Annotated in this window: 21 protein-coding genes, 1 tRNA gene and 1 riboswitch; of the genes, 6 read left to right on the plus strand and 16 right to left on the minus strand. The window is 70.7% G+C overall.

Annotation, left to right across the window (positions count from 1 at the left end):
* Positions 1-145: 145 nt before the first annotated feature.
* From AC5RUW_RS06535 to AC5RUW_RS06545, 3 genes are all read right to left on the minus strand, one after another.
* Positions 146-361, minus strand: coding sequence for a hypothetical protein (locus AC5RUW_RS06535; protein WP_494159933.1), 216 nt, complete (start codon positions 359-361; stop codon positions 146-148).
* 327 nt (positions 362-688) lie between these two features.
* Positions 689-2,218: a carboxylesterase/lipase family protein gene (locus AC5RUW_RS06540; RefSeq protein ID WP_494160206.1), complete on the minus strand. Its 1,530-nt coding sequence runs from the start codon at positions 2,216-2,218 to the stop codon at positions 689-691.
* Between the two features lie 69 nt (positions 2,219-2,287).
* The gene (locus AC5RUW_RS06545; RefSeq protein WP_494159934.1) at positions 2,288-3,292 is read right to left on the minus strand and encodes an adenosine deaminase; all 1,005 of its coding nucleotides are present in this window, start codon (positions 3,290-3,292) and stop codon (positions 2,288-2,290) included.
* 103 nt (positions 3,293-3,395) lie between these two features.
* Between AC5RUW_RS06545 and AC5RUW_RS06550 the strand changes: the two genes are divergently transcribed.
* Positions 3,396-4,118, plus strand: a complete 723-nt coding sequence (locus AC5RUW_RS06550) for a DUF72 domain-containing protein (RefSeq protein ID WP_494159935.1) — start codon at positions 3,396-3,398, stop codon at positions 4,116-4,118.
* A gap of 10 nt (positions 4,119-4,128) precedes the next feature.
* Here the strand turns inward: AC5RUW_RS06550 and AC5RUW_RS06555 are convergent, their stop codons facing one another.
* Together AC5RUW_RS06555 and AC5RUW_RS06560 are read right to left on the minus strand one after the other, a co-directional pair.
* The gene (locus tag AC5RUW_RS06555; RefSeq protein ID WP_494159936.1) at positions 4,129-4,905 is read right to left on the minus strand and encodes an enoyl-CoA hydratase; all 777 of its coding nucleotides are present in this window, start codon (positions 4,903-4,905) and stop codon (positions 4,129-4,131) included.
* Positions 4,902-5,984 (minus strand): enoyl-CoA hydratase/isomerase family protein, encoded by a 1,083-nt coding sequence (locus tag AC5RUW_RS06560; RefSeq protein WP_494159937.1) that lies wholly within the window; start codon positions 5,982-5,984, stop codon positions 4,902-4,904. Before AC5RUW_RS06560 ends, AC5RUW_RS06555 begins: the two co-directional genes overlap by 4 nt.
* A 307-nt stretch (positions 5,985-6,291) precedes the next feature.
* Here AC5RUW_RS06560 and AC5RUW_RS06565 point away from each other — a divergent pair, with 307 nt between their 5' ends.
* Entirely contained in the window at positions 6,292-7,329 is a 1,038-nt protein-coding gene (locus AC5RUW_RS06565) for an alpha/beta fold hydrolase (protein ID WP_494159938.1), read from the plus strand.
* 24 nt (positions 7,330-7,353) lie between these two features.
* Here the strand turns inward: AC5RUW_RS06565 and AC5RUW_RS06570 are convergent, their stop codons facing one another.
* The 3 genes from AC5RUW_RS06570 to ligD all read right to left on the minus strand — a co-directional run bounded on the left by AC5RUW_RS06570 (position 7,354) and on the right by ligD (position 9,586).
* Positions 7,354-8,130 carry a glycosyltransferase family 2 protein gene (locus AC5RUW_RS06570; protein WP_494159939.1) on the minus strand — a complete coding sequence of 259 codons (777 nt, stop codon included), beginning with the start codon at positions 8,128-8,130 and terminating at the stop codon, positions 7,354-7,356.
* Between the two features lie 102 nt (positions 8,131-8,232).
* Entirely contained in the window at positions 8,233-8,496 is a 264-nt protein-coding gene (locus AC5RUW_RS06575) for a GlsB/YeaQ/YmgE family stress response membrane protein (protein WP_494006901.1), read from the minus strand.
* Between the two features lie 61 nt (positions 8,497-8,557).
* Entirely contained in the window at positions 8,558-9,586 is a 1,029-nt protein-coding gene (ligD, locus tag AC5RUW_RS06580; protein WP_494159940.1) for a non-homologous end-joining DNA ligase, read from the minus strand.
* Between the two features lie 452 nt (positions 9,587-10,038).
* Here ligD and AC5RUW_RS06585 point away from each other — a divergent pair, with 452 nt between their 5' ends.
* Entirely contained in the window at positions 10,039-11,808 is a 1,770-nt protein-coding gene (locus AC5RUW_RS06585; RefSeq protein ID WP_494159941.1) for a glycoside hydrolase family 13 protein, read from the plus strand.
* Between the two features lie 11 nt (positions 11,809-11,819).
* Here AC5RUW_RS06585 and AC5RUW_RS06590 read toward each other — a convergent pair whose 3' ends face one another.
* The 3 genes from AC5RUW_RS06590 to AC5RUW_RS06600 form a co-directional block, all read right to left on the minus strand.
* The gene (locus AC5RUW_RS06590; RefSeq protein WP_494159942.1) at positions 11,820-12,098 is read right to left on the minus strand and encodes a hypothetical protein; all 279 of its coding nucleotides are present in this window, start codon (positions 12,096-12,098) and stop codon (positions 11,820-11,822) included.
* Between the two features lie 191 nt (positions 12,099-12,289).
* A complete protein-coding gene (locus tag AC5RUW_RS06595; RefSeq protein ID WP_494159943.1) occupies positions 12,290-12,985 on the minus strand; it encodes a potassium channel family protein in 696 nt (231 codons plus the stop codon).
* The gene (locus tag AC5RUW_RS06600; RefSeq protein ID WP_494159944.1) at positions 12,978-14,339 is read right to left on the minus strand and encodes a TrkH family potassium uptake protein; all 1,362 of its coding nucleotides are present in this window, start codon (positions 14,337-14,339) and stop codon (positions 12,978-12,980) included. Before AC5RUW_RS06600 ends, AC5RUW_RS06595 begins: the two co-directional genes overlap by 8 nt.
* 377 nt (positions 14,340-14,716) lie before the next feature.
* Positions 14,717-14,863: riboswitch (cyclic di-AMP (ydaO/yuaA leader) on the plus strand.
* 3 nt (positions 14,864-14,866) lie between these two features.
* Here AC5RUW_RS06600 and AC5RUW_RS06605 point away from each other — a divergent pair.
* Positions 14,867-15,757 (plus strand): LysM peptidoglycan-binding domain-containing protein, encoded by an 891-nt coding sequence (locus AC5RUW_RS06605; RefSeq protein WP_494159945.1) that lies wholly within the window; start codon positions 14,867-14,869, stop codon positions 15,755-15,757.
* A 178-nt stretch (positions 15,758-15,935) separates the two neighbouring features.
* On the opposite strand, the gene hrpB is transcribed toward AC5RUW_RS06605, so the two are convergent.
* The gene (hrpB, locus tag AC5RUW_RS06610) at positions 15,936-18,533 is read right to left on the minus strand and encodes an ATP-dependent helicase HrpB (RefSeq protein ID WP_494159946.1); all 2,598 of its coding nucleotides are present in this window, start codon (positions 18,531-18,533) and stop codon (positions 15,936-15,938) included.
* A 64-nt stretch (positions 18,534-18,597) separates the two neighbouring features.
* Here hrpB and AC5RUW_RS06615 point away from each other — a divergent pair, with 64 nt between their 5' ends.
* On the plus strand, positions 18,598-19,062 hold the full coding sequence (locus AC5RUW_RS06615) for an NUDIX hydrolase (protein WP_494159947.1): 465 nt from the start codon (positions 18,598-18,600) through the stop codon (positions 19,060-19,062).
* Between the two features lie 35 nt (positions 19,063-19,097).
* Here the strand turns inward: AC5RUW_RS06615 and AC5RUW_RS06620 are convergent, their stop codons facing one another.
* The 3 genes from AC5RUW_RS06620 to AC5RUW_RS06630 all read right to left on the minus strand — a co-directional run bounded on the left by AC5RUW_RS06620 (position 19,098) and on the right by AC5RUW_RS06630 (position 21,156).
* Positions 19,098-19,925 (minus strand): SDR family NAD(P)-dependent oxidoreductase, encoded by an 828-nt coding sequence (locus AC5RUW_RS06620; protein ID WP_494159948.1) that lies wholly within the window; start codon positions 19,923-19,925, stop codon positions 19,098-19,100.
* A gap of 73 nt (positions 19,926-19,998) precedes the next feature.
* On the minus strand, positions 19,999-21,048 hold the full coding sequence (glsA, locus tag AC5RUW_RS06625) for a glutaminase A (RefSeq protein ID WP_494159949.1): 1,050 nt from the start codon (positions 21,046-21,048) through the stop codon (positions 19,999-20,001).
* A gap of 23 nt (positions 21,049-21,071) precedes the next feature.
* A tRNA-Leu gene (locus AC5RUW_RS06630) sits at positions 21,072-21,156 on the minus strand.
* A gap of 131 nt (positions 21,157-21,287) precedes the next feature.
* Here AC5RUW_RS06630 and AC5RUW_RS06635 point away from each other — a divergent pair.
* Positions 21,288-21,893, plus strand: a complete 606-nt coding sequence (locus AC5RUW_RS06635; RefSeq protein WP_494006889.1) for an ANTAR domain-containing response regulator — start codon at positions 21,288-21,290, stop codon at positions 21,891-21,893.
* 86 nt (positions 21,894-21,979) lie between these two features.
* Here AC5RUW_RS06635 and pyk read toward each other — a convergent pair whose 3' ends face one another.
* Positions 21,980-23,482: a pyruvate kinase gene (gene pyk, locus AC5RUW_RS06640; protein ID WP_494159950.1), complete on the minus strand. Its 1,503-nt coding sequence runs from the start codon at positions 23,480-23,482 to the stop codon at positions 21,980-21,982.
* Between the last annotated feature and the right edge of the window lie 191 nt (positions 23,483-23,673).

Genomic DNA, 23,673 nt, shown 5'->3' on the forward strand with positions numbered 1-23,673 from the left:
GCCGGGGATCCACGGTCAGCGGACGCCCGTCCACCATAGGACCCGGAAGGGCTGCCCGGTAAGGATCCGGCCCAGATAACGGCCGCGGGCATCCGGATCGGCCGCGCAGGGCCCGCTCCGGAGCAGCCGCTGCCGGAAGCCGTGGTCAGCCGGCGGCTGCTCCGACCAGGGTCAGCCGCGGAGACGGTGCGGCCACCTGTCCGCGGACCTGCCGCAGGTGCAGTGCTACTTCCTTGGCGCACAGCAGCGCCACAGCCGCCACGTTCAGGGCCACCTTCGCGCCGGTCGACCAATCAGTCAGCACGCACAGCATCCACACGGTTCCCAGCACCGCGAGGTCCAGCCTCCGCAGCGCCTTCACCGGACGGGCCCATTCGTACGGACGCGCCCGGGTTCCGCTCCGGGTTCGCACATCTGTTCAGGCACGCTGGAACTCCCTTCCCCCTGATCCGGACGCTCCCCTGCACCCGTCCGTCACGTTTACCACAGCAGTTACCTCAAGGGTTATCGGCAGGGCGTCCCGTTACGTAAGGAAAACGAAAGTGAAGGGCAGGATCGGCTCAAGATCAGCGCATTGCGCCCGTGTCGGAAGGACAGGACGGGGAGTTGATGGTCTCGTCCGGAGGCAGGAACGGCCACGGCGCCGGCGGACTGTCCGGAGCGGTCTGACGGGGCCGCTCCGGGGAACTCACTCCCCGAGCGTGAGGGCGTGCCAGGCCTGCCGCTGCAGCCGCCGCGGGTCCATCTCCAGTCCCCCGCGCACATCGAAGATGCGCGTGCGGCGCTCCCGGGAGCTGTAGCGGGGCCACATGGGGCCCGGGTCACCGGTTCGGACGAAACGCAGCAGCGCCCCCTGGAAGGACACGGCGACGTTGCGGGCGGAGGCGCGTCCGCCGCCGGAGGTCAGGAACCTGCCCAGCCCGGAGTCATAGGTGTCGAAGAAGGCGGGCAGCTCGCTGCCGTGCGTGGCCCCGAACCCGAGCAGCCGCAGCAGGCGCGGCGCAAAGTCGAAGCGGTACATCCAGGTTCCGGCCCGGGCGGAGTGGGCCTCGGCAAGTTCCAGGCTCGGGTGCCAGAACACGGCATCCGCCCCCAGCGCGACCGTGGCCGGACCGGCCGGGTAGCCCGGATAGGCGGTGAGCAGCCGCTCCCGGGCGGCCGGGGCGGCGGCGCCGAGCATCTTTTCGATGCGTGGGACGGACGTGGGAAGGATGTCGTGCAGCTTGTCGAACAGGGTGCCCTCCGCGGCCATGGTCCCGAGGACCAGGGGAACCGGATGCTGGCGGCCGGCGCGGAAGGCCGAGACCGGGTCCTCCGGCAGCCAGCTGCCGTCCACCACCGGAGCAGCAGCGAGTGTTCCAGGATCCTCGTCCGGCACGATGTCGTCGGACAGTTTCGCGGTTGCTGAGACAAGCGGCTCCCAGGGAAGCTCCTCCAGGGCCCGGCATGCCGCTCCGACGTCCCCGGGGGCGACGTCCAGCAGCGCCAGGAGCCGGTCGGCGCGCCACCTGGCCTGGACCTCGTCAAGCGCGGCCGCCGGTGCGGAGCTGAGGGCGAAGCCTCGGTGGAACAGGCCGGCCGCGGCGGGGACGCACATGAGCGTGGTGATGCTGACGCCGCCGGCCGATTCCCCGGCGAGGGTGACGTTGTCCGGGTCCCCGCCGAAGGCGGCGATGTTCCGCTGGATCCATTGCAGGGCGGCGACCTGGTCCTTGAGCCCCACGTTGGCGTCATACGGCCGCTCAGCAGTGCCGAGGTGCCGGAAGTCGAAGAACCCCAGGGCCCCCAGCCGGTAGTTGAGGGTCACGAAGACCACGTCGCCCCGACGGACAAGCGCGTCGCCCCGGTAGCCCGGCACGGAGCCGGCGCCTGCGGTGAAGGCACCTCCGTAGAGCCATACCACCACAGGCAGCCCGACCGGCGTTTCCGGCCTGTCCTGTGCGCTGACGTTCAGGGTGAGGCAGTCTTCGCTGACCGGGGTCCGGCGTCCCGCGCCGAGGTGCACCGATACGCGGCGCTGCGGGGGCACCGGACCGTCGGCCGTCGCGTCGCGGACCTGGCTCCAGGGCTGCGCCGGCTGCGGGTCCCGAAGCCGCAGCGGGCCGACCGGGGGCTGGGCGTAGGGAATTCCACGCCAGGAGCGCACGCCGTCGGCCGCGCTGCCGCGCACCGGTCCCTCCGCGGTGTGGACTACCAGGCTTTCGGTGGCGGGCGTCATGGTCACGGTGTCTCCTCCCGGGCGGCGGGCTGCCGCGGCAGCGATCATAGCCGCCGCCCGGCGGCGCCGCTACGGCGTCGGTGCTTCGCCTTCCTCCCAGCGGCGGATCAGGGCGAGCATCTCCTCGCGCCGTCCGGGCTCGGCGAAGGATCCCCGGAACGAGTTGGCGGCAAGGGCGGCGATGTCTGCCCGGGTGAGTGCGAACTCCTCGACCAGGCAGCGGAAGTTCTCGTCGATGTATCCGCCGAAGTACGCGGGGTCATCCGAATTCACCGAGACGTTCAGGCCCAGTCGCAGCATTTCGGGAATCGGGTGCTCTTCGAGGGAGGCGACGCCCCGCAGCCTGACGTTCGAGAGCGGGCAGACGGTGAGCGGAACCTGTTCGGCCACGAGGCGCCGGACGAGGGCGTCGTCCTCAAGGCAGCGGATCCCGTGATCCACCCGGTCCACGCGCAGCAGGTCCAGGGCCTGGCTGACGTAGCCGCACGGCCCCTCCTCCCCGGCGTGGGCCACCAGCCGCAGTCCGGCATCGCGTGCGCGGTCGTAGAGGGCCACGAACTTTTCCGGCGGATTGTCCACTTCCGCCGAATCGAGCCCGATGGCATCAATGGGGGCGCTCATGGCCAGCAGCTCCTCCAGGACTTCCAGCGCCTCCTGGACCGGGTGGTCCCGGAGGAACGCGGCGATCAGGACGGTGGAGATGCCGTAATCCTGCTCGGACCGGGCCAGCACATCCGCCACCCCGCCGATGCTGGTGGCCAGGTCCACTCCGCGGTGCAGGTGCGCCTGCGGGTCCACCATGATCTCGGCGTGCCGGACGCCGGCCTGCCGGGCCCGCTCCAGATAGGCGCGCGTCATCTCGGCGAAGTCCTCCCTGCGCTGCAGCACCGCCATGTTGGCGTAGTAAAGGTCCAGGAAGTGCTGCAGGTCTTCGAACCGGTACTGCTCCCGCAGTTCCTCGAGCCCGGCCCAGGGAAGGTCGACGCCGTTGCGCGCCGCCAGTTCCATGATCAGCTCCGGTTCGAGGGTGCCCTCGATGTGCAGGTGCAGTTCTGCCAGGGGCGGCAGGTTCACGATGGGGGCTCCTTCAGCAAGGGACCGGCGTCGGCCGCCGGCCGTCGGTCGGCTCTGAATCCACCATATCGGCGTGCCGCGGCGGGAGCCCTAGTGTGGTGCCATGAACCACATCGGCACCTCCGGCTTCAGCTACCCCCACTGGCGCAACGTGCTCTACCCCCGCGGGCTGCCGTCGGGCCGCTGGCTGGAGCACTACGCACAGGAATTCGACACGGTGGAGCTGAACGGAAGCTTCTACCGCTGGCCCCGCGAGGAAAACTTCGCCGCGTACCGGGACCGTGTCCCCGGCCGGTTCCGTCTGACGGTCAAGGCTCCGCGCGGACTGACCCACGCCCGGAAGCTCCAGCGCGCCGACGAGTGGATTGAACGGATCGGCCGGTGCTGGCAGGTGCTCGGGGACCGGGCCGGGATCCTGCTGCTGCAGCTGCCGCCGGACCTGGAGCGGGACGACGCCCTGCTGGATGATTTCCTGTCCCGGCTGCCGCAGGAACTGCGGGCCGCCGTCGAGTTCCGCCATTCCTCCTGGCAGCAGGAGGATTCCTTCCAGGTGCTGCGGCGCCACGGCGCCGCGTACTGCATCATGAGCGGCGCCGGGCTGCCCGAGATTCCGGCCCTCACCGCGGACTTCGCCTATGTCCGGCTGCACGGCCCGGACCCGGACCGGCTGTACGTCGGCTCCTACTCCGACCGGCAGCTGGCCGCCTGGGCGGAGCGGATCCGCGGCTGGAACGACGCCGGGGTGCCGGCCTGGGTGTACTTCAACAACGACGCCGGCGGCGCGGCTGTCGAGGACGCGCGCCGGCTTCGGAGGCTGCTGGCCTGAAGTGGACCGGTCAGCGGTGGCTGAACCCGGGGCTGCGCTTGTCGATGAAGGCCGCCATCCCCTCTTTTTGGTCCTCGAAGGCGAACAGCGAGTGGAAGATCCGCCGTTCGAACCGCACGCCCTGCTCCAGGGTGGTGTCGAAGGCGGCGTTGACCGCCTCCTTCGCCAGCATCGTTACGGGCTTGGAGTAACCGGCGATCTGTTCCGCGGCCGCCAGTGCCTCCTCCAGCAGCTCCGCCGCGGGAACCACCCGGGAGACCAGGCCGCACCGTTCCGCTTCCTCGGCGCCGATGGTCCGTCCCGTCAGGATCAGGTCCATGGCCTTTGACTTGCCGACGGCGCGGGTGAGCCGCTGCGAGCCGCCCATTCCGGGAATGACGCCGAGGCGGATTTCCGGCTGGCCGAACTTCGCGGTGTCCGCAGCGATGATGAAGTCGCACAGCAACGCGAGTTCGCAGCCGCCGCCCAGGGCGTGCCCGGCGACGGCGGCGATGACCGGGGTTCGGACCCGGGCCAGCGCGTCCCATCCGGCGAACCAGTCGGCCTGGTACATGTCGATGTAGCTCCGCGCCGACATCTCCTTGATGTCGGCGCCCGCGGCGAAGGCGCGGTCGGACCCGGTGATGACGATCGCGCCGATGTCCGAGCTGCCGTCGAGGTCTGCCGCGGCGGCGACGACCTCCTGCATGGTGCCCAGGTTCAGGGCGTTCAGCGCCTTGGGCCGGTTCAGCGTGATCACGCCGACGCGTCCGCGGCGGTCGACAAGTATGTTCTCGTACTGGCTCATGCGTGTCCGTTCTCTGCGGGGGCGGCGAACAGGTCGCCGTGCGGTGCGGGGGCAAAATAGGCTTCGACGTCGGCGTCGGGAACCTGTCCGGGATCGGCGGGAGACCATTGCGGACGCCGGTCCTTGTCGATGACCTGGGCGCGCACGCCCTCGGCGAAGTCGGGGGTGCGCAGCGCGTGAAGCGACACCCGGTACTCCTGCGACAACGCCGCCTCAAGGTCGGGCAGGCGGCGGGCCCGCCGCAGGGCGGCCAGCGTCACTTTCAGCGCCGTGGGCGACCTGGCGCCCAGCTCCGCTGCCGCGGCGGCGGCTTCGGGTTCCGGACGGGAGCGGAGGCGGGCCAGGATTTCCTCGACGGTGTCCGCGCTGAAGCAGGCATCGATCCAGGCCCGCTGTGCGGCGAGGGGAGCTTCGGGCACGGGCCGTGCGGCCTCGGCGAGGACCGTGCCCGGATCCGTTTCCTCGAGATCACGGGCGAGCTGCGGCAGATCATCGGCGGCAACGCAGACATCGGCGAGGCCCAGGAGCATGGCGTCTTCCGGGCCGAACTGCCCGCCGGTCAGCGCCGCGTAGGTGCCCAGCTCCCCCGGCGCACCCGCGAGCAGCCAGGTGCCGCCGACGTCGGGCACGAAACCGATGCCGGTTTCCGGCATGCCGACCCGGCTGCGCCCGGTGACGATCCGGTGCCCGACGTGCGCGGAGACTCCGACCCCGCCGCCGAGGACGATGCCGTCCATGAACGCGGTGATTGGTTTCGGATAACGGGCCAGCCGGGCATTGAGCAGATACTCATCACGCCAGAAGGCGGCCGACGCCGTTCCCTCGGCCCGGTCGCGGTAGAGCGCCACGATGTCGCCGCCGGCGCACAGGCCCCGTTCGCCGGCGCCGCTGATCAGGACGGACGCGACGGCGTCGTCGTCGGCCCACTCATCCAATGCCCGGGCGATGCGCAGCACCATGCCGTGGGTGAGTGCATTCAGGGCGCGGGGCCGGTTCAGGAGGATATGCCCCAGCCGTCCGCGCACCTCGGTGAGCACCTGGCCGTTGTCCTGGGCCTCCTGCCCGGGTGCCTGCTGCACGTTCCCCCCGTTGGTCGTCGCAATGAGCTGCGGCCCGTTCCGGCCACGAATGTGCCGCCGGACACACTGCCGCCGGCTCCACTAAACCACGGGCCGCCGGGGGCGGTCCAATGACGCGCGCCGACGCCCGGGGGTGTTCCGATGAGCGTCCGTCGGGGGCCCGACCCCGGCCGGGGGGCCCCGGGCATGGACAGCGGCGGTGCGGCGGGCACACCGTAGAGGTCAGTGCCGGACAGAGTGGAACCGGGCAGGCCGTGGCCGCACCGGGCGGGACCGCCCGGCCCGGCCGGACAAGGAGGGAGGGCGGATGCCGGATAAGGCGGAGACCGCGACGGCGCTGCGCGAAGGCGCCCATGCAGCACGGACCCCCGGAGACGCGCCGGCCGGCACCGCGGGCCCCTCCGCCGCGTCCGGCCGCACCGCCGTCGAGCCTGCTCCTGCCGGGCCCGGCATCCGCGGCACTGCGCGGAAGGCGGCTGCCGCCAGGGACGCCGCCCTGGGCCCCGTCGACTGGGCCCGCCCGCCGGACGGCTCCCGCCGGCTCGCGTTCGAGGTTCCCAGCGGCCACCTCGCGGCACTCGAGCTGGGGCCGGACGACGGCGTTCCGGTGGTTCTGGTGCCGGGAGTCATGGGGTCCAAGGAGGACTTCACCCTGATGCTGCCCCTACTGGCAGCTGCCGGTTACCGGGCGCTGTCCTTCGACATGGCCGGTCAGTATGAGTCGGCGGCGGCGGGCCCGGAGCAGTTGGACCCGCCGGAAAGGCGGTACGACCTGAGCCTGTTCGTGGGTGACCTGCTGGCCGTCCTGGAGCGGACCGGACCGGCGCACGTCACCGGATACTCCTTTGCCGGCGTGGTGGCACAGGCCGCTCTGGTCCTGCGGCCGGACCTGTTCCGGAGCCTGACGCTGCTGAGCTGCCCGCCGGTACCCGGGCAGAGCCTGGCCAGGGTCCGGTGGATCGGCTGGCTCAGCCCGCTGGTCGGCCGGCGGCTCAGCGCCGCCCTCATCGTGTGGGGCGTCCGGCGAAACTTCGTGCCGGCACCGCCGGACCGGCTGGCCTTCGTCGAGCGGCGGTTTGCCCGGACGAGGCGCAGCTCCATTGCCGACATCGTGGGGTTGATGAAGGCTGTGCCCGACCTCCGCGGCGCCCTCCGGAATGTTCCTGTGCCCCTGTTCGTGGCCGTGGGCGGAAGCGATATCTGGCCGCTGGCGCTGCACCGCAGGTTCGCCCGCTCCATCGGCGCGCGGCTGGGTATCTACCGCACCGGGCACAGCCCCTGCGAGAACTCTCCCCATCTGCTCTCGCTGGACCTGCTCCGCCTGTTCACTGCGTCGGCTTCCTGAGGACAGGACAGCCGAACGGCCGGCCTACGCGCCGGGCCGCCGATGGCGGGCGGGCACTGCATGCGGGAGCCGACGACGGCGATGGATCCGCTCCCGCCGCCGGGCCAGCGGCGGCTGCCGGCCGAAGTCGAGCCGGAACGTCGCATATGCCATGGCCAGGCGGCGGCGCAGTCCCGCCCAGCTCTGCAGGGGACGCGCTGAGACGCCGACGCGCAGGTCCGGATCCCAGCAGACCTCCATGTCCGGCTCGATCAGGTAGGAGATGTGCAGGTCGTCGTGCACCCGCGGGTCGGTCCGTACGACGCGTCCGCTGATCCGCCTCCAGGCTTCGGCACGGATGGCGAAGTTGGATCCGAAGAGCGGCGGGTGGCCCAGCAGCAGCCCCACCACGCGGTGGTAGCCGCCGATGTAGACGGTGCGGCCGGCCAGGGCCGCCAGGGGCCCGCCGCCGTAGAACTCGCCCGGTCCGGTGACGGCGGCCAGTCCCGGGTCGGCGTCGAAGAGGCGTTCCAGCTGCTCAAGCCACCGGCGCGGCGGAACCGAGTCCGCATCAAGCCGGGCCAGCAGGTCTCCGGAGGCAGCATCCAGGCCGGCTGCGGTGGCGGCGGTGACGCCGGGAACCGGGTGCAGCAGGCGCCGCACCCCGGTATCGGCACAGACCTGCGCCGTGGCGTCGGTGCTGGCATTGTCCACGACAAGCACCTCGTCCGCCGGCCGGGTCTGGACGGCGAGGGCCGCCAGGCAGGCGCTGAGGAAGGCCGCATCGTTCCGGGAAGGGATGACCACTGAGATGGCTGCCATGATCCCCCGACTCTAGCTTCGGCCGCGCGTCCGCGCAGGGCCTCAGGCACGGAACGCCGCCGGGGACCGGAAACCCGGGCCCGACGGCGTCCCGCCCGGTACCTAGGCCCGGCCGCTGCGGTTGCGGCCGGCCAGGGATTCGGCGACGCCGATCAGCAGCACGGCGCAGATCACCGCGATGATGAACCCGAGGATGTTCAGCTCGAAGATGTCTCCGGTGCCCAGGAACGACGCGATACTGCCGCCGATGACGGAGCCGGCCAGGCCGAGCAGCAGGGTGGCGACGATGCCCAGGTTCTGCTTGCCGGGCTTGAACAGGCGGGCCAGGGCGCCGATCACGAGGCCGGCGACGATGAATCCGATCATGTTGTGCTCCTTTTCCAGTGGTTGGCGCCCTCCCCCGGCAGGCGGCGTTGCTCCTGCCAGCCTATGCCGGGTCGGGCCGGCGCGCCCGGCTTGGCTGCACCCGCGGCGGCTCGCCGGGCATTTTGGGATAGTCCGGCGGGAAGGGCTCCTCGCCCAGCCCGTTGGCCAGGTCCCGTTCCCACCACTGCAGCAGGGTGTCGATCCGGCCCGGGGACCGGCTGAACTGCGCCCACGGGTCGCCGACGGAGCGAAGCCGTTCCGGAACGGTGCGGACCGTGAACTGTGCCGGCTGCACGTGTTCAAGTTCCTCCCAGGCCAGGGGGCAGGACACGGGGGCGTGCGGCAGGGCGCGGGGGCTGTAGGCTCCGGCCATGGTGCGGTCGCGGTTGGCCTGGTTGAAGTCCACGAACACCCGTTCCCCCCGCTCCTCCTTCCACCAGGCGGTGGTCACCCGGCCCGGCATCCGCCGTTCAAGTTCACGGGCGGCGGCGATCACCGCGTGCCGGACGTCGAGGAACTCCCACTGCGGTTCGATCGGCGCGAACACGTGCAGGCCGCGGTTCCCGGAGGTCTTGATCCAGGCCTGCAGCCCGGCCTCGGCCAGGACCTTCCGCAGTTCAAGGGCGGCGGGCACCGCGTCGTCGAACCCGGTGCCCGGCTGCGGATCCAGGTCGATCCGAAGCTGGTCCGGGTTGTCCGTGTTTCCGGCGCGCGACGGCCAGGGATGGAACACCACGGTGTTCATCTGCACCGCCCACACGGCAGCAGCCGGCTCGGTCAGAACCACCTGCGGATGCGAGCGCGCGCTGGGATAGACCACGGTGACGGCCTGGACATACTCCGGGGCGCCGCGGGGCGGGTTCTTGGAGAAGAACATCTCGCCGTCGATGTCGCCGGGAAACCGCTGCAGCGACACCGGCCTGTCGCCGTTCGCGGCGAGGAAGGCGCCGCTGACCTCCATCACGTAGCGCGCCAGGTCCAGCTTGGTGAGCCCGACGGCAGGGAACACGACGCGCCCGGGACTGGAGATGCGGACCTCGCGGTCTCCTGCGGGTCCGGGAACGGTCAGGGTGGTGGCTTCGCGCGGCATGCGTCCACGCTACTGCACCGATGTGGTGCCGGTCACCGCCGTCGGGCGGGCGGGCCGGAGCCCGCGCCGGAGCGGAGTAGATTGCTGGTAGGCGGCTGCGGCCAGGCTCCGGCCCGCCCGGTGTTGCCGCGGCGCCGGCACCACCCGTTCCTGCCGACGGGCAGGCTGGCAAGGAAAGGCTGATCCGCGTGGGCGCACCGTGCACCTGCATTTGTTCTCCCCGGCCGCTGACCGGGCGGCTGGAACCGGCCGTCTACGATCCGTTCTGCCCCGAACGCCGGCACCGGATATGCGCCTGCACCCTTCGGGAGCCCACCTACCGGCTGCGCTGACGGCGCAGACCAGGGCCTGCCCCTGCCCTCCGCGCGGCCCGGTCCCTAGACTGGCGGTACGCACCGCCCCGGCGGTTCCGGCGTCGTTCTCCCGAAGAGGAGCGAAAGGACCGGCGGCAGATGAGGAACCCGTACCGCCCGGCCTGGTGGACCAACGCGGTGGTCTACCAGATCTATACCCGCAGCTTCGCGGACACCACCGACGACGGCGTGGGTGACGTTCCGGGAATCATCGCGCACCTGGACCACCTCAGCGACCTGGGCGTGGATGTCCTCTGGCTCTCGCCCATCCATCAGTCTCCGCAGATGGACAACGGCTACGACATCAGCAACTACCGCCGGATCGACTCCCGGTTCGGAACCGAGGAGGAGTACGAGGAACTGCTGAGGCAGGTCCATCGCCGGGGCATGAAGCTGATCATGGACCTGGTGGTCAACCACACCTCCGACGAGCATCAGGCCTTCCAGGTCTCCGCCTCCTCACGGCAGAACATCTCCCGGGACTCCTACTTCTGGCGGGAGCCCCGGCAGGGCTTCTCCCCCGACGAGCCCGGCGCCGAGCCCAACAACTGGGGGTCGTTCTTCGGCGGTTCGGCGTGGACCTACGATGCGCGGACCGAGCAGTACTACCTGCACCTGTTCAGCCGCCACCAGCCGGACCTGAACTGGGAGAGCACGCGGGTGCGGACGCGCATCTACGAAATGATGAACTGGTGGCTGGACCGCGGCGTCGACGGGTTCCGCATGGACGCCATCAACTTCATCTCCAAGGTGCCGGGACTGCCGGACAGCTCCGTCCAGGGCACCGGAATGTACGCCAACGGCGCCCCGTACTTCACCTCCGGGCCCAGGGTCCACGAGTTCGTCCAGGAGATGGTGCGGGCCGTGTTCGCTTTCCGGGACGAGGGCTACCTCGCGGTGGGCGAGACCGAGGGCGTCACCGTGGACGAGGCGGCCCTGTTTACCGATCCCCTTCGCGGTGAACTGGACATGGTCTTCCAGTTCGAGCACATGCGGGTGGACCAGGGGCCCGGCGGGAAATGGGAGCACCGCCCGCTGGATCTCCTGGCGCTGAAGGCCGTGTGGAACCGCTGGCAGCGCGGCCTTGCCGAACGGGGCTGGAACAGCCTCTACCTCGGCAACCACGACCAGCCGCGCCCGGTGTCCCGGTTCGGCGACGACGGCCGGTACCGCTACGAGTCCGCCACCCTGTGGGCCACGCTCCTCCACCTGCAGCGGGGCACCCCCTTCATCTACCAGGGGGAGGAAATCGGCATGACCAATGCCGGCTTCACCGAGATCGGGCAGTACCGGGACCTGGAGTCCATCAGCTACTACGAGGAGGCCCTGCGCAGCGGGATCAGTTCCGCCTCCGCGCTGCGGACGCTCGCGCGCAGCAGCCGCGACAACGCGCGGACACCGATGCAGTGGTCCGACGCCCCCAATGCCGGGTTCACGAACGGCACGCCCTGGATCGACGTCAACCCGAACTACCGCCGCATCAATGTCGCGGCGGACCGCGCAGCGGAGAAGTCGATCTTCCGCTACTACCGGCGGCTGATCCGACTCCGGCACAAGTCCAGGGTGGTCTCCCTCGGCGAATTCCGGCTCGTCCAGTCAGCCCACCCGCGGCTGCTCGCCTATGTGCGTTCGCTCCAGGGCGAGGAGCTGCTCGTGCTGGGCAACGTGTCGGCGGAGGACCTGGAGCTTCCCGCCGGCCAGCGCACCGGCCGCCGGATGCTCGGCAACTATGCGGACAGCGGCGACGCCCGTGTCCTGCGCCCATGGGAGGTGCGGGTGGAACAGCTTGCCCCCGCCCCGGCCTCCCCTGACGCCGAAGGGCGGGACGACGTCGGGCGCCGAACCCCGGACGCAGGCGCCGGCTCCTAACCAGCCGGTGCTCAGACGGACGGCCCCGGAAGGGGCGCCGCGGAGCCCGGTCCGCTTCCGGGCTCCGAGCCCAGGTCCAGCGCCTCGGGGACGAGCCCCACGCCCACGGAACGCCGGACGTCGAGTTCCCCGATCCGCAGCCGCTTGACGACGACGTCGCCCAGGGCGGCCCGGCGGATTGCCAGCTTGCCGATCGCGGCTGCCCCAACGGCCAGTCCTGCGAATGCGACCCCGCTGACGGCCAAGCCGCCGATCATCACGCCGCTGAGAAAATCCGATCTGCTTTCCATGACTTCTCCTGTTTCCCTGTTCGTCGGTTCCTCTTCGTTCCGGTGGTATGGCTTTCCCCTGCCCGGGGAGGCAGGAGGCCGTATTCTCCGGCACCCCACGGGCATTGTGCCCCTCGACTGCGCCCTTGCCCACCGCGTCCGTTCTCCCGCCGGGTGGAACCGGCCATCAGGCCGCTGCCGGACGGGTACGCCTAGAGCCGGTCGAACCTCTCGACGCTGGCGGCGGGACCGGCCACCAGCACCGTGTCGTCCGCCTCGAGCACGGTCCGCGGCGTGACGAAGCGCCAGGCTCCCGTCCCCTTGCGGACAGCGACCACCGCGACCCCGTAGCGGTCCAGGATCGCGGCCTGCTGCAGGGGAATATCGCGGATGGCCCGGTGGGGCGCCGTCTCCACCACGGCGAAATCCCCGCCGATCTGCGAGTAGTCAAGCACGCCGCCGCTGACCAGGTGGGCGACCCGCCGCCCCATGTCGGACTCGGGGAAAATCACATGCCGGATACCCAGCTGGTCGAGGATGGTACCGTGCGCTTCGCTGACCGCCTCCGCCCAGATCTGCGGGATCCCGAAGCGCAGCAGCAGCGACGTGGTGAGCACGCTCATGCCGACGTCGCTGCCGATCGCGACCACCACGCGTTCGAAGTCAGGGATGGAAAGGTCGCGGAGGACCTGTTCGTCGGTGGCATCGGCCGTCACAACGTAGGTCAGCCGGCCGTCCAGCGCCTGGATAACCTGGGGGCGATGGTCGATGCCCAGGACATCCGTGCCGTTCGCCATCAGTTCCAGTGCCACCGAGCGGCCGAACCTGCCGAGGCCGATGATCGCGACCGCGTCCGTCCCCGCCATCCGGGCCGGCCGGTTTCCCGGCAGGAGCCTGCGCTTAGCCAATGATCGGCCTCTCTTCCGGCAGCTCGTAGAGGGACCTGCGGCTGCGCAGGGCGAGGCCCGCCGCCAGGAGGAGCGGGCCCAGCCTGCCGATGAACATCAGCACGACCAGCACGGACTGCCCGACCGGCCCGAGGGCGGCGGAGATGCCCGCGCTGAGCCCGACTGTGCCGAAGGCGGAGGTGGTTTCGAGCAGCAGCACGTCCAGCCCGAAGTCAGTCACGGCCATCAGGAACGCGGTTGCGGCCAGGACCAGGCTGACCGCCGCCAGCAGCAGGGTGATCGCCTCCCGCGGTACCTGGCTGCCGAGCCGCTTGCCGAGCATGGCCACGGACGCACCGCCGCGCAGCTCGGCGGCCACGACGTAGACCAGCACCATGAAGGTGGTGACCTTGATGCCTCCGGCCGTGCCGGCCGGGCCGCCGCCGATGAACATGAGGAGATCCATGCCGAGCCAGGACAGTGGATCCATCTCGGCGATGTTGATGCTGGAGAACCCGGCCGTGCGCGTCTGCACCGATTGGAAGAAGGCGGCCAGCAGGCGGGCCGGCCAGCTCAGCGGTCCCAGGGTCCGCGGGTTGCCGCTTTCGACCAGCAGCACCAGCAGGGTGCCGGCCGCCAGCAGCACTCCCGTTCCCAGCAGGACAAGGCGGGTGTTCAGCGACCAGGCCAGCGGCGTGAACAGATGGCGGCGCAGCTGCATCAGCACCGGGAAGCCCAGTCCGCCGAGGATCACCGCGGCACTGATGGACAGGCAGACCACCGGATCCGCCGCGAAGCCCGCAAGGTTGTCGCTGAACAGGGAAAAGCCTGCGTTGTTGAAGGCCGAGACGGCGTGGAAAACCCCGTACCACAACGCCTGCCCAAAGGGCATGCGGTAGGTAAGGCCGAACTGCAGCGTAAGGATCACCGCGACGGCGGCCTCGGTCAGCAGCGTGATGCGGACGACGCCGAGGATCACCGCAGGCGCGTTCACCGGCCGCCCGCCGCCGGCTTCGGCCGCCGCGGTGAGCCTGGTGCGGAGGCTGAGCCGCCTCGCGACCGCCAGGCCGATGACGGCGCCGGTGGTCATCACCCCCAGCCCGCCGATCTGGATCAGCACGAGGATCACGGCCTCGCCGAAGCTGCTCCAGTGTCCCGGGGTGTCGACGACGATCAGTCCGGTGACGCAGAGCGCGGAAACCGCCGTGAACAGCGCCTCGATGAACGCAGCCGCGCCGGGCCCCTCGGTGGCGCCGGGAAGAAGGAGCAGCCCTGTTCCCGCCGCGGCCGCGGCTGCGAATCCCCCCAGCACGGTCCGGGCAGGAGGAGGACGGCGGCGGGGATGTCCGTGGAGCACGCCCGGGGGTCTGGCCACGTTTTGACGCTACCGCGGCCCGCCTCCGCAGTCAGCGCGAGGCGGGCGCTTCCCGTGGAGGAAGGCTCAATCCGTCCCGAGACGGCGCTGCGGCACGTCGAGCGGATCACTCCCGCACGATGCGGTCAAGGGCAGGCCGTAATCTTTGCCGCCGAAGCGAATCCGGGCGTTTCGCAGACCCGCAGCCCGAACTCCCGACCTGACCTGCGACGACGTTTCGAGTATCGTGCAGACGGTACCGCGTCAAGTTCTGAGAGCTTAATAACAAACCCGATATCCAATGGTTATCAAACCGTGATCGATGTGTAGTGTTCTTCAAGTGCCGCTCCCCCAGCGCGGCGCCCTCGGCCGGATACCGAACCTTGCCACCGGTTCCGAGGTCCAAAGATCAAAACCATGGCAGGGGCGGGGGAACCAGTTCCGGGTTCCACGAATCCTAGGGGTTAAGCTTGCCGGCCTTCCGGCAGCCGGGTGACTCCCATCCGCATCCGACAGCTCACCTCGCAGGTACAGGGAGAGGTAACAACATGTCCAATACCCGTGCACGCCACCGCGCAGAGACTTCCGCCTGGCTGACCATCTCCAAGGCCGCCCTCGGCCGCGGACGCACCATCGGAGGAACCGCTGCCGCAGTTGCCGCAGGGTCCGGCCTGATGCTCGGCATGGCCGCCCCGGCCCAGGCCGGCGTCATCGCCAACGATTCCTACACCCCGGCTCCGGCTGCGGCACCCGCCGCTCCCGTGGCCGCCGCACCTGCCCCGGCCGTGGAGACCGTCGCCGCGGAAACAGCGCCGGCCGGCACCCACACCGTGGTTTCCGGAGACACCCTCGGCCAGATTGCCGCCACCTACGGCGTGAGCCTGGACAGCATCTTCAGCCTGAACGGGCTGGGCATGGAGTCCATCATCTACCCGGGCGACGTCATCACCTACGCCGGCGAGGCCACCGCCGCACCGGCAGCGGTCGAGTACGCCGCCGCCTCCTACACCGAGACCTACGCCGCTCCGGCGCCTGCGGCTGCTCCGGCTGACCTGGGCACCTTCAGCACCCAGTCCGTCGACGTGACCCCGGCCCCCGCGGCCACGGCTGCCTCGGCCACCAATCAGGTCATCCTCAACTCGGCCTACGCCCAGATGGGCGCCGTCCAGGACTGCACCGTCCTGGTCGAGGTGGCGCTGCGCGCCGCCGGCCACTCCGTGGGCGACCTGGCCCCGGCCCAGCTGGCTGCCTACGGCACCCCCGTGTCCGACCCGCAGCCGGGTGACCTGATCTACTACGCCGACGGCGGCATGGGCTTCGCCCACATCGCCATCTACATCGGCGACGGCCAGGCCATCCACAGCGGCTGGAACGGCAACCAGACCGTCATCAACTCCGCCAACGTCGGCTCCGGCGCGGCCTACTACCGCGTAGCGTAGCTGCTGCTCCGACGCCCCGGCGCCGGAACAGCAGGAGCAGGAAACGGACATTCGGTCCCTTCGGGGCCGGGTGTCCGTTTTCGTTTAACCGCCGTTCCGGTGCGACCGGCGTTCCGGCTCAACAGCCGTGGGAGCCCCGCCTTCACCCGGCCGGCTCCATTGCCCTGACCGCGTCGAATCACGCCCGCGGCTTGGTGCTGGCCGTCGCCGGCACCGACCACGGGTCCTCCGGCCAGGGATGCCGGGGGTACCGTCCACGCATCTCGGCTCTGACCTGCCGGTACGGACCGTTCCAGAAGGACTCCAGGTCATCGGTGACCGCCAGCGGCCGCCGTGCCGGTGAGAGCAGGTGGAACAGCACCGGGACCCGACCACAGACCAGCCGCGGGGTCCGGGCCCATCCAAAGCATTCCTGCAGCTTCACCGCGACGACCGGCCTCGCCTGCGGGTCCCCGGGCTCCGGGTAGGCGATCCGCACCCGGGAGCCGCTGGGTACCTGAAGCCGTTCAGGCGCCAGCTCGTCGAAGTCCGCCGCCTGCGGCCACGGCAGCAGGCGGCGCAGCGGTTCCGTCAGGTCCACGTCCGCGGCCGTCCGTCCCTGCGCCAGGGCTTCCAGCTCAGGGAGCAGCCAGTCCTCGAGGTTGCCCAGCAGTGCGGTGTCGGAGACGTCCGGCCACGGCGCGCCAAGCTCCCGGTGGAGCAGTGCCATCCTGCGGCACAGGCCGTCGGCTGCCTCCGAGAAGCCGATGATGTCCAGGCCGCCCTCGCGCAGCGCCTGGGCGACGGCGGACCGGCCCTCCTCCCGCGAGGCGCGCACCGGCGTGTCGGACAGGATGATGGCGCCCAGCCTCCGCACCTTCCGGGCGGTCACCCGTCCATCGGTGAAGCGTGCGTGCACCTGCTCGGTCATCAGGGTCCGGGCTGCCGCTTCGGCGTCCGCCGGTTCGATCGGGGCCGCGGCCCGGATCAGGGCTCCGGTGCCGGCCGCCGACCTGCCGGCCGCGCGGCTGACCTCGGCCACGGCCAGCCAGGGCTGCCCGGCGAGGCGGCTGCCGGCAGGCAGGCCTGCACGCGTGCCCGAGGCCAGCAGGTATTGTTCCGGCCCGTCACCAGGTACCCGGCGGGCCACCCGGTCCGGGAAGGCGAGGGCCACCACCCGGCCCGCAGCGTTGCCCGCTGTGGACCGCTGCCCGCGCACGGAGCCGGCAAGGTCCGACAGGCGGCGCACGTCCCCGCGCCACCTCTCGGCTCCCGGTTCGCTGCCGCGCCGGAGGGCCGCCAGCAGTCCGGGCAGGTCGGCGCCGTCCGGGCGGAAGTCCGAGGACACCATGGCTACCACTTCGGCCGCCGCCGTCGCGCCCACCGATGCGGCGCCGTCGAGCAGGGCGCGGGCAAGGCGCGGGTCGGCCGGAACCTCCGCCAGCCGGCGGCCCAGCGGCGTTGCCAGGCCCGACCCGTCAACGGCACCCAGTTCCCGCAGCACGGCCACGGCGTCGGCCATCGCGGCGGCGGGCGGGGCGTCCGGCAGCGCCAGGCCGCGGCCCTCCGGCGTGCCCCAGCAGGCCAGCAGCAGGGCCGCGCCGGCCAGGTCGGCTGCGGCGATCTCCGGCGTCGGGTGGGCCGGGGCTGCCGCGTAGGCCGCCTGGTCGTAGCAGCGGATCACGGCCCCCGGCCCCTGCCGGGCGGCACGGCCGGCCCGCTGGTCCGCGGAGGCCCGGGACGCGGACACCGTGACCAGGCCGCTCATGCCCCGCGCCGCATCCCTGCGCACTTCCCGGGACAGTCCGGAGTCGACGACCAGCCGTACCCCCGGCACCGTCAGGGAGGACTCGGCCAGCGCCGTCGAGACGATGATGCGGGAGGGATCGCCCTCCCCGCGACCGCCGACCGCGCGGTCCTGGAGGGCGGCGGCGACCTGGCCGTGCAGTTCCAGGACCTCGACGGCGCCGGAGGCCCCGCTGCGCAGCCGGGCGGCGACGTCGGCCACCTCGCGCGCACCCGGAAGGAACACCAGGGTGTCAGCGCCCGGCTCAGCGAGGCCCAGCTCTGCGTGCCCGGCCGCGGCCGTGGCAGCCACGTGCGCCAGGAACTCCCGCCGCACGCCGCGTTCATCGAGCCGCGGGCCCCGGCCCGGCGTCCATCTGATCTCGAGCGGATACAGCGCGGCCGGACTGTCAACCACCGGCACCGCCTCGGGCTCCCCGTCGCCGAGCAGCGCGGCAAAACGGGCCGCGTCGAGGGTGGCGGACATCGCGGCCAGGGTCAGGTCGGGGCGCAGCTGGCGGACTTCGCCCAGCAGGCCCAGCAGCAGGTCCGTGTCCAGGCCCCGCTCATGGACCTCGTCAAGTACGACGGCCGACGCGCCGGCCAGGCCGGGATCCGCCAGCAGCCGGCGCAGCAGCAGGCCCGGAGTGAGGAATTCAACCAGCGTCTCCGCGCCGGCACGGTGTTCCCCGCGCACGCTGTAGCCGACCCGACCCCCCACCGCGCTTCCGTCGAGAGCGGCCAGCCGGCGGGCGGCGGAGCGCACGGCCACCCGCCGGGGCTGGGTGACCAGCACCCTGCCGCCGCCGCTGCCCCGGCCTGCTGCGAGGTTCGCCGCCAGCGGTGGTACCAGGGTGGTCTTTCCCGTGCCGGGCGGTGCCTGCACCACGGCTGCTGAACCGGGCGTTCCAAGGGCCTGCGCCAGCTCCGGCAGGGACCGGGCGAAGACCAACCCGCTGCCGATGCGGGGAAGGTCGAAGGGGCCGGGGACGGAGTTAGGCTGCGGGAACACCCTTCCATTCTGCCCGAGGCCGTACGATCAGCCTGGCCGGACGGACCGGCGGGCAGGAGGCACCATGGCCGTGCAGAGCGCCGGAATCCTGTTGTATCGGCTGCGGCCCGACGACCCGGAAGTCTGGCTGGGACATATGGGCGGCCCGTTCTGGGCCCGCAGGCAGGAGCATGCCTGGTCGATTCCCAAGGGCGAGATCCTTCCGGGCGAGGATCCGCTCACGGCGGCCCGGAGGGAGTTCGCCGAGGAGATGGGCCACGCTGCCCCGGAGGCGGACTACGTCGGACTCGGGGCGTTCCGGCAGTCCTCCGGCAAGGTCGTCACCGTGTTCACGGCCCAGGCGGACTTCTCCCCCGCGGTGATCTCCGGCAACACCTTCCAGCTGGAGTGGCCCCGCGGCTCCGGCCGATTCCGCGAGTACCCGGAAATGGACGACGCCGGCTGGTTCGCGGCGGCGGATGCCCGCAGGATGCTGGTCAAGGGCCAGCTGCCGGTCCTGGCTGCCCTGCTGCGCAGGCTGGGCGGATAGCACTGCGGCCGACGGCGGCGACCGGGGCGGCGGCCTCAGTGCTGCTGCAGCATCGCCGCCGTGCGGTTCCACAGGGCCAGGTCGAGGGTGCCGCTGCGCGCCTGCCGGTTCGGCCGGGCCGGCCGGCAGCGGGCGAAGTAGCGGCCGGTGGGGTAATCCTCGCCGGGGGTGCCGTCGGCCAGGAACACCAGTGTCCGGGCGCCCTTCTCCGGGGTGCCGAGCAGCCGGCGCAGCGGCGTATGGTAGGCCGCGTGCATGGCCGATCCGGCCGCCCCGGAGAAGTTGCTCGCAATGACTCCCGGGTGGAAGGCGGTGGAGGTCAGCCCGTGGCTGCGGTACCGCCGGTCCAGCTCGAAGGTGAACATGATCTGTTCCAGCTTGCTGTTCCCGTACGCGCGGCGCGGCTCGTAGTTCCGCTCGGATTCCAGGTCGTCCAGGTCCAGCTTGCCGAAAAGCCGGTTGGCGGTGCTCGAGGTGTTGATGACGGTGCCGCGGGATTCGATCAGCCGGTCGGTCAGCAGCCGGGTGAGCAGGAACGGTGCCAGATAGTTCACCTGGAACGTCATCTCATGCCCGTCGGCGCTCACCTGGCGCTCCCGGCCGAAGATCGCCCCCGCATTGTTGGCGAGCACGTCGATGCGCGGATAGCCGGCCAGCAGGTCCACGGCCAGCGCACGCACTGAAGACAGGTCCGCGAAGTCGGCCAGATGCCAGGGCGCCTCCAGCTGCCCGGCCACCTGCCGTGTCTTCTCCGGGGAACGGCCCACCAGCACCACCCGGTGTCCGCGTCGGCGGAGCTCAGCGGCAGCGGCGGCGCCGATCCCGTCGCTGGCTCCGGTCAGGACGATCGTCTTTGCGGCCATTGACCCACCTCACTGCATTCGACGGCACTTGGCAAGATGCAGGTACGCCCGGCAGGCAGCCGGCAGGTCGGGCTCAGTCCCCGCGGGCCGCCCGCTGCGCCGCCGGCCTGGAGGCGAAGAGGTTCAGCCCAAGCCGGGCGGAGAGGAAACCTGCGGCAAGCTGGCCGCGGACGCTGGTGCCGGCGTCGTCCAGCGGGGCTGAGTACGTGGCAAGCCCGCCCTTTCCCGGTGCCACGGTGACGACGCCGCCGGACACCCCGCTCTTGGCCGGCAGCCCGATCTCGAACAGCCAGTCCCCGCTGGCCTCGTACATTCCGGTGGAGGCGAGCACGGCCAGGGTGTCCCGGGCGACTTCGGGTCCCACCACCTCGTCGCCGGTGACCGGGTTCACGCCGCCGGCGGAGAGGGTGGCTCCCATGGCGGACAGGTCCTCAGCCGTCACGAGCAACGAGCACTGGCGGGTGAAGAGGTCGGTGGCGTCGGCGGCGTCGAAATCCATGCGCCCGTGGCTCTCCAGCAGCCTCGCGATTCCGGTGTTGCGCTGGTTGGCCGCCTGTTCCGAAGCCCAGGCGTCTTCGTCCAGCTCCAGCCTCCGGCCGGCGAACCTGCTGAGCCCGTCCCGGATGAAGGCCCACTTCGCCTCGAGGTCTTCGCCGGGCACCAGCGCGGAGGTCGCCAGCGCCCCGGCGTTGACCATCGGGTTCATGGGGTGGCCGCCGTTCAGTTCCAGGGCCATCACCGAGTCGAACGGCAGCCCGGTGTTGTTCACGCCCACGGTGCTGCGGACCGGCTCGTGGCCCAGCTCCCGGCAGGCCAGCGCGAAGACAAAGGCCTTGGAGATGGACTGGATGGTGAAGGTATGGGCCGTGTCTCCGACGCTGTAGACGTCGCCCTCGATGCTGGTCAGGCTGATGCCGAAGAGGCGGGGATCGGCCTCCGCGAGGGACGGGATATGGTCCGCCACCGCGCCGTCGTCGTCTCCGGCGTATCTGCGGTAGGCCTCGCGCAGGAGGCGGCGGATGGTATCGGCGTCGGGCAGGCTTCCCGTGGAGATGGTTTCGGTGGCCTCGTGGTCATCCACTTCGCCCAGCTCGTCGTGCGCCTGCACTGGGTTATCCGCCACGCCGACCTCCGGGATTGGGAACCTGGTGCCCGAAGTGGGACTCGAACCCACACACCTTTCGATACCGCATTTTGAGTGCGGCGCGTCTGCCAATTCCGCCATTCGGGCGCGTGATGTGGCGCGGATCAAAAAAGGATCGCTGCCGCTCTTACGCAGATCCACTGTACATGGCGATAGGCTGAATGGGAGAAACCGGCGGCAGCGCCGGCCAGTGACGAATCCGCACCTGAGGAGCACCTGTGTCCGAGTCTTCCGAAACCCCCGCCGCCGCGGCGCCGGCCCGCCGCGTCCTCGTCGCCGAGGACGAAACCCTGATCCGCCTCGACATTGTCGAAATCCTCCGCGGCGAGGGCTACGAGGTCGTCGGCGAGGCCGACAACGGCGAGAAGGCCGTGCAGATGGCTGAGGAGCTCAAGCCCGACCTGGTGCTGATGGACGTCAAGATGCCGGTCATGGACGGGATCAGCGCTGCGGAGAAGATCGTCAAGGCCCGCATTGCCCCGGTGGTCCTGCTGACCGCCTTCAGCCAGAAGGAACTGGTGGAGCGCGCCCGCGAGGCCGGGGCCATGGCCTATGTGGTCAAGCCCTTCACGCCGGCGGACCTGACCCCCGCCATCGAGATTGCCCTGTCCCGCCACGAGGAGATCCGTGCTCTGGAGCAGGAGGTCGGCGACCTGAAGGAACAGTTCGCCACCCGCAAGCTCGTGGAGCGCGCCAAGTCGCTGCTGACCACCAAGATGGGCCTGACCGAGCCCGAGGCGTTCCGATGGATCCAGAAGACCTCCATGGATCGGCGCCTGAGCATGCGCGAAGTCGCCGAAACAATCATCAACCAGGTCAACTAGCACCCGCCCCGCTCCTCCGCCGCCGGCGCGGACGCACGAAGAGCCCCGTCCGTAAGGGACGGGGCTCTTCGCGTACCTGCCCTGCCTTAGATGGGGCGGGCCTTGGTCTTCTTGGACGGCCAGGGGCCGACCTTTTCCTTGACCTTCTGCTGGCCTTCGAACCGCTGCCCGGCATCGGCAATGTCGCCGACCTTGTGCACCTTCAGCGAGTTCGTGGAGCCGGCCTGTCCGGGCGGGGACCCGGCGGCGATGACCACCAGGTCATCGAGCTCGACCAGCCCGCCCTCGTAGAGAGTGCGGTCCACCTGGGCGGTCATCTGGTCGGTGTGCTCGGCGAACTCGACCAGCATCGGCTGGATGCCCCAGAACAGCGACATGTAGTTCAGCGTCGACTCCATCGGAGTGAAGGCGAACACCGGCTTGACCGGCCGCAGGCGGGCCAGGCGGCGGGCGGAATCACCGGACTGGGTAAAGGTACAGATGTACTTCGCGTCGAGCTGGTCGGCAATCTCGACGGCGGCACGGGTGATCGCTCCGCCGCGGGTGCGGGGCTTGGAGCCCAGCGGCGGCACCCGGTTCAGGCCGTGCTCCTCGGTGGACTCGATGATGCGGGCCATCGTCTTCACGGTTTCGATCGGGTACTTGCCCACCGAGGTCTCGCCGGAGAGCATCACGGCGTCCGCGCCGTCGAGCACCGCGTTGGCGCAGTCCGAGGCCTCGGCGCGGGTCGGCCGCGGGGACTCGATCATCGATTCGAGGACCTGCGTGGCGACGATAACGGGCTTGGCCCAGCGGCGGGCCAGTTCGATGGCACGCTTCTGGACGAGGGGGACGTCCTCCAGGGGAAGCTCGACCCCGAGGTCGCCGCGGGCCACCATGATGGCGTCGAAGGCGTCGATGATTTCCTCGAGGGCATCGACGGCCTGGGGCTTCTCAATCTTGGCGATGACCGGGATCCGCCGGCCTTCCTCGTCCATCACTTCATGCACGCGGCGGACGTCGACGGCGTTGCGGACGAAGGACAGGGCGACCATGTCGACGCCGCGGCGCAGGGCCCAGCGCAGGTCCTCCTCGTCCTTGTCGCTCAGGGCGGGGACGTTAACGGCCACGCCGGGCAGGTTGATGCCCTTGTTGTTGGACACGGGCCCGGGGACCACAACTTCGGTGACGACCTTGGTGTCGTCGACGGCGGTGGCCCGCAGCGAGACCTTGCCGTCGTCAATCAGCAGGATGTCGCCGACCTGCACGTCCTGGGGCAGGCCCTTGTGCGTGGTGGAGACGATCTCGGCCGTGCCGGGAACGTCTTCGACGGTGATGGTGAAGGTGTCCCCGACGTTGAGGAAATGGGGACCGTCCTCGAACCGGCCGAGCCGGATCTTCGGACCCTGCAGGTCCGCAAAGATTCCGACGGCCTTGCCCAGCTCCTCCGCGGCGCGGCGCACGTTCTCATAAGTGTTGTTGTGGACCGAGTGGTCGCCGTGGCTCATGTTCATGCGGGCCACGTCAACGCCCGCGCGCAGCACGGCCACGGTGTTCTCGTAGCTGGCGATCGCAGGACCGAACGTGGCAACAATCTTTGCGCGTCTCATAGCCTCCACCCTAGTCCGGATCGCGCATTTGTGCAGGCTGTGCGGGGCCCCTCCGGGCGTGTCCGGGCAGTTGCGGCGCCCCGCCGTTCCGGGCCCGGGCAGCACAATTCACGGTCGGCGCCGGGAGAACCCCGGTGCCGGCCGTGATGTCCGCTCCGGCCGGGGCCGAGGAGGCGCAGGCATACGCCTGT

The sequence above is a fragment of the Arthrobacter sp. Y3222053 genome (assembly GCF_059092805.1).

What these genes read in the sequence shown, in the direction of transcription:
- AC5RUW_RS06555 (WP_494159936.1), bottom strand. Translation starts at nt 4,905, where the DNA reads ATGAGCCAGTACGAGAACATACTTGTCGACCGCCGCGGACGCGTCGGC.
- AC5RUW_RS06550 (WP_494159935.1), top strand. Translation starts at nt 3,396, where the DNA reads ATGAACCACATCGGCACCTCCGGCTTCAGCTACCCCCACTGGCGCAAC.
- ligD (WP_494159940.1), bottom strand. Translation starts at nt 9,586, where the DNA reads ATGCCGCGCGAAGCCACCACCCTGACCGTTCCCGGACCCGCAGGAGAC.
- AC5RUW_RS06620 (WP_494159948.1), bottom strand. Translation starts at nt 19,925, where the DNA reads ATGGCCGCAAAGACGATCGTCCTGACCGGAGCCAGCGACGGGATCGGC.
- AC5RUW_RS06575 (WP_494006901.1), bottom strand. Translation starts at nt 8,496, where the DNA reads ATGATCGGATTCATCGTCGCCGGCCTCGTGATCGGCGCCCTGGCCCGC.
- pyk (WP_494159950.1), bottom strand. Translation starts at nt 23,482, where the DNA reads ATGAGACGCGCAAAGATTGTTGCCACGTTCGGTCCTGCGATCGCCAGC.
- AC5RUW_RS06615 (WP_494159947.1), top strand. Translation starts at nt 18,598, where the DNA reads ATGGCCGTGCAGAGCGCCGGAATCCTGTTGTATCGGCTGCGGCCCGAC.
- AC5RUW_RS06565 (WP_494159938.1), top strand. Translation starts at nt 6,292, where the DNA reads ATGCCGGATAAGGCGGAGACCGCGACGGCGCTGCGCGAAGGCGCCCAT.
- AC5RUW_RS06590 (WP_494159942.1), bottom strand. Translation starts at nt 12,098, where the DNA reads ATGGAAAGCAGATCGGATTTTCTCAGCGGCGTGATGATCGGCGGCTTG.
- AC5RUW_RS06570 (WP_494159939.1), bottom strand. Translation starts at nt 8,130, where the DNA reads ATGGCAGCCATCTCAGTGGTCATCCCTTCCCGGAACGATGCGGCCTTC.
- AC5RUW_RS06605 (WP_494159945.1), top strand. Translation starts at nt 14,867, where the DNA reads ATGTCCAATACCCGTGCACGCCACCGCGCAGAGACTTCCGCCTGGCTG.
- AC5RUW_RS06540 (WP_494160206.1), bottom strand. Translation starts at nt 2,218, where the DNA reads ATGACGCCCGCCACCGAAAGCCTGGTAGTCCACACCGCGGAGGGACCG.
- AC5RUW_RS06585 (WP_494159941.1), top strand. Translation starts at nt 10,039, where the DNA reads ATGAGGAACCCGTACCGCCCGGCCTGGTGGACCAACGCGGTGGTCTAC.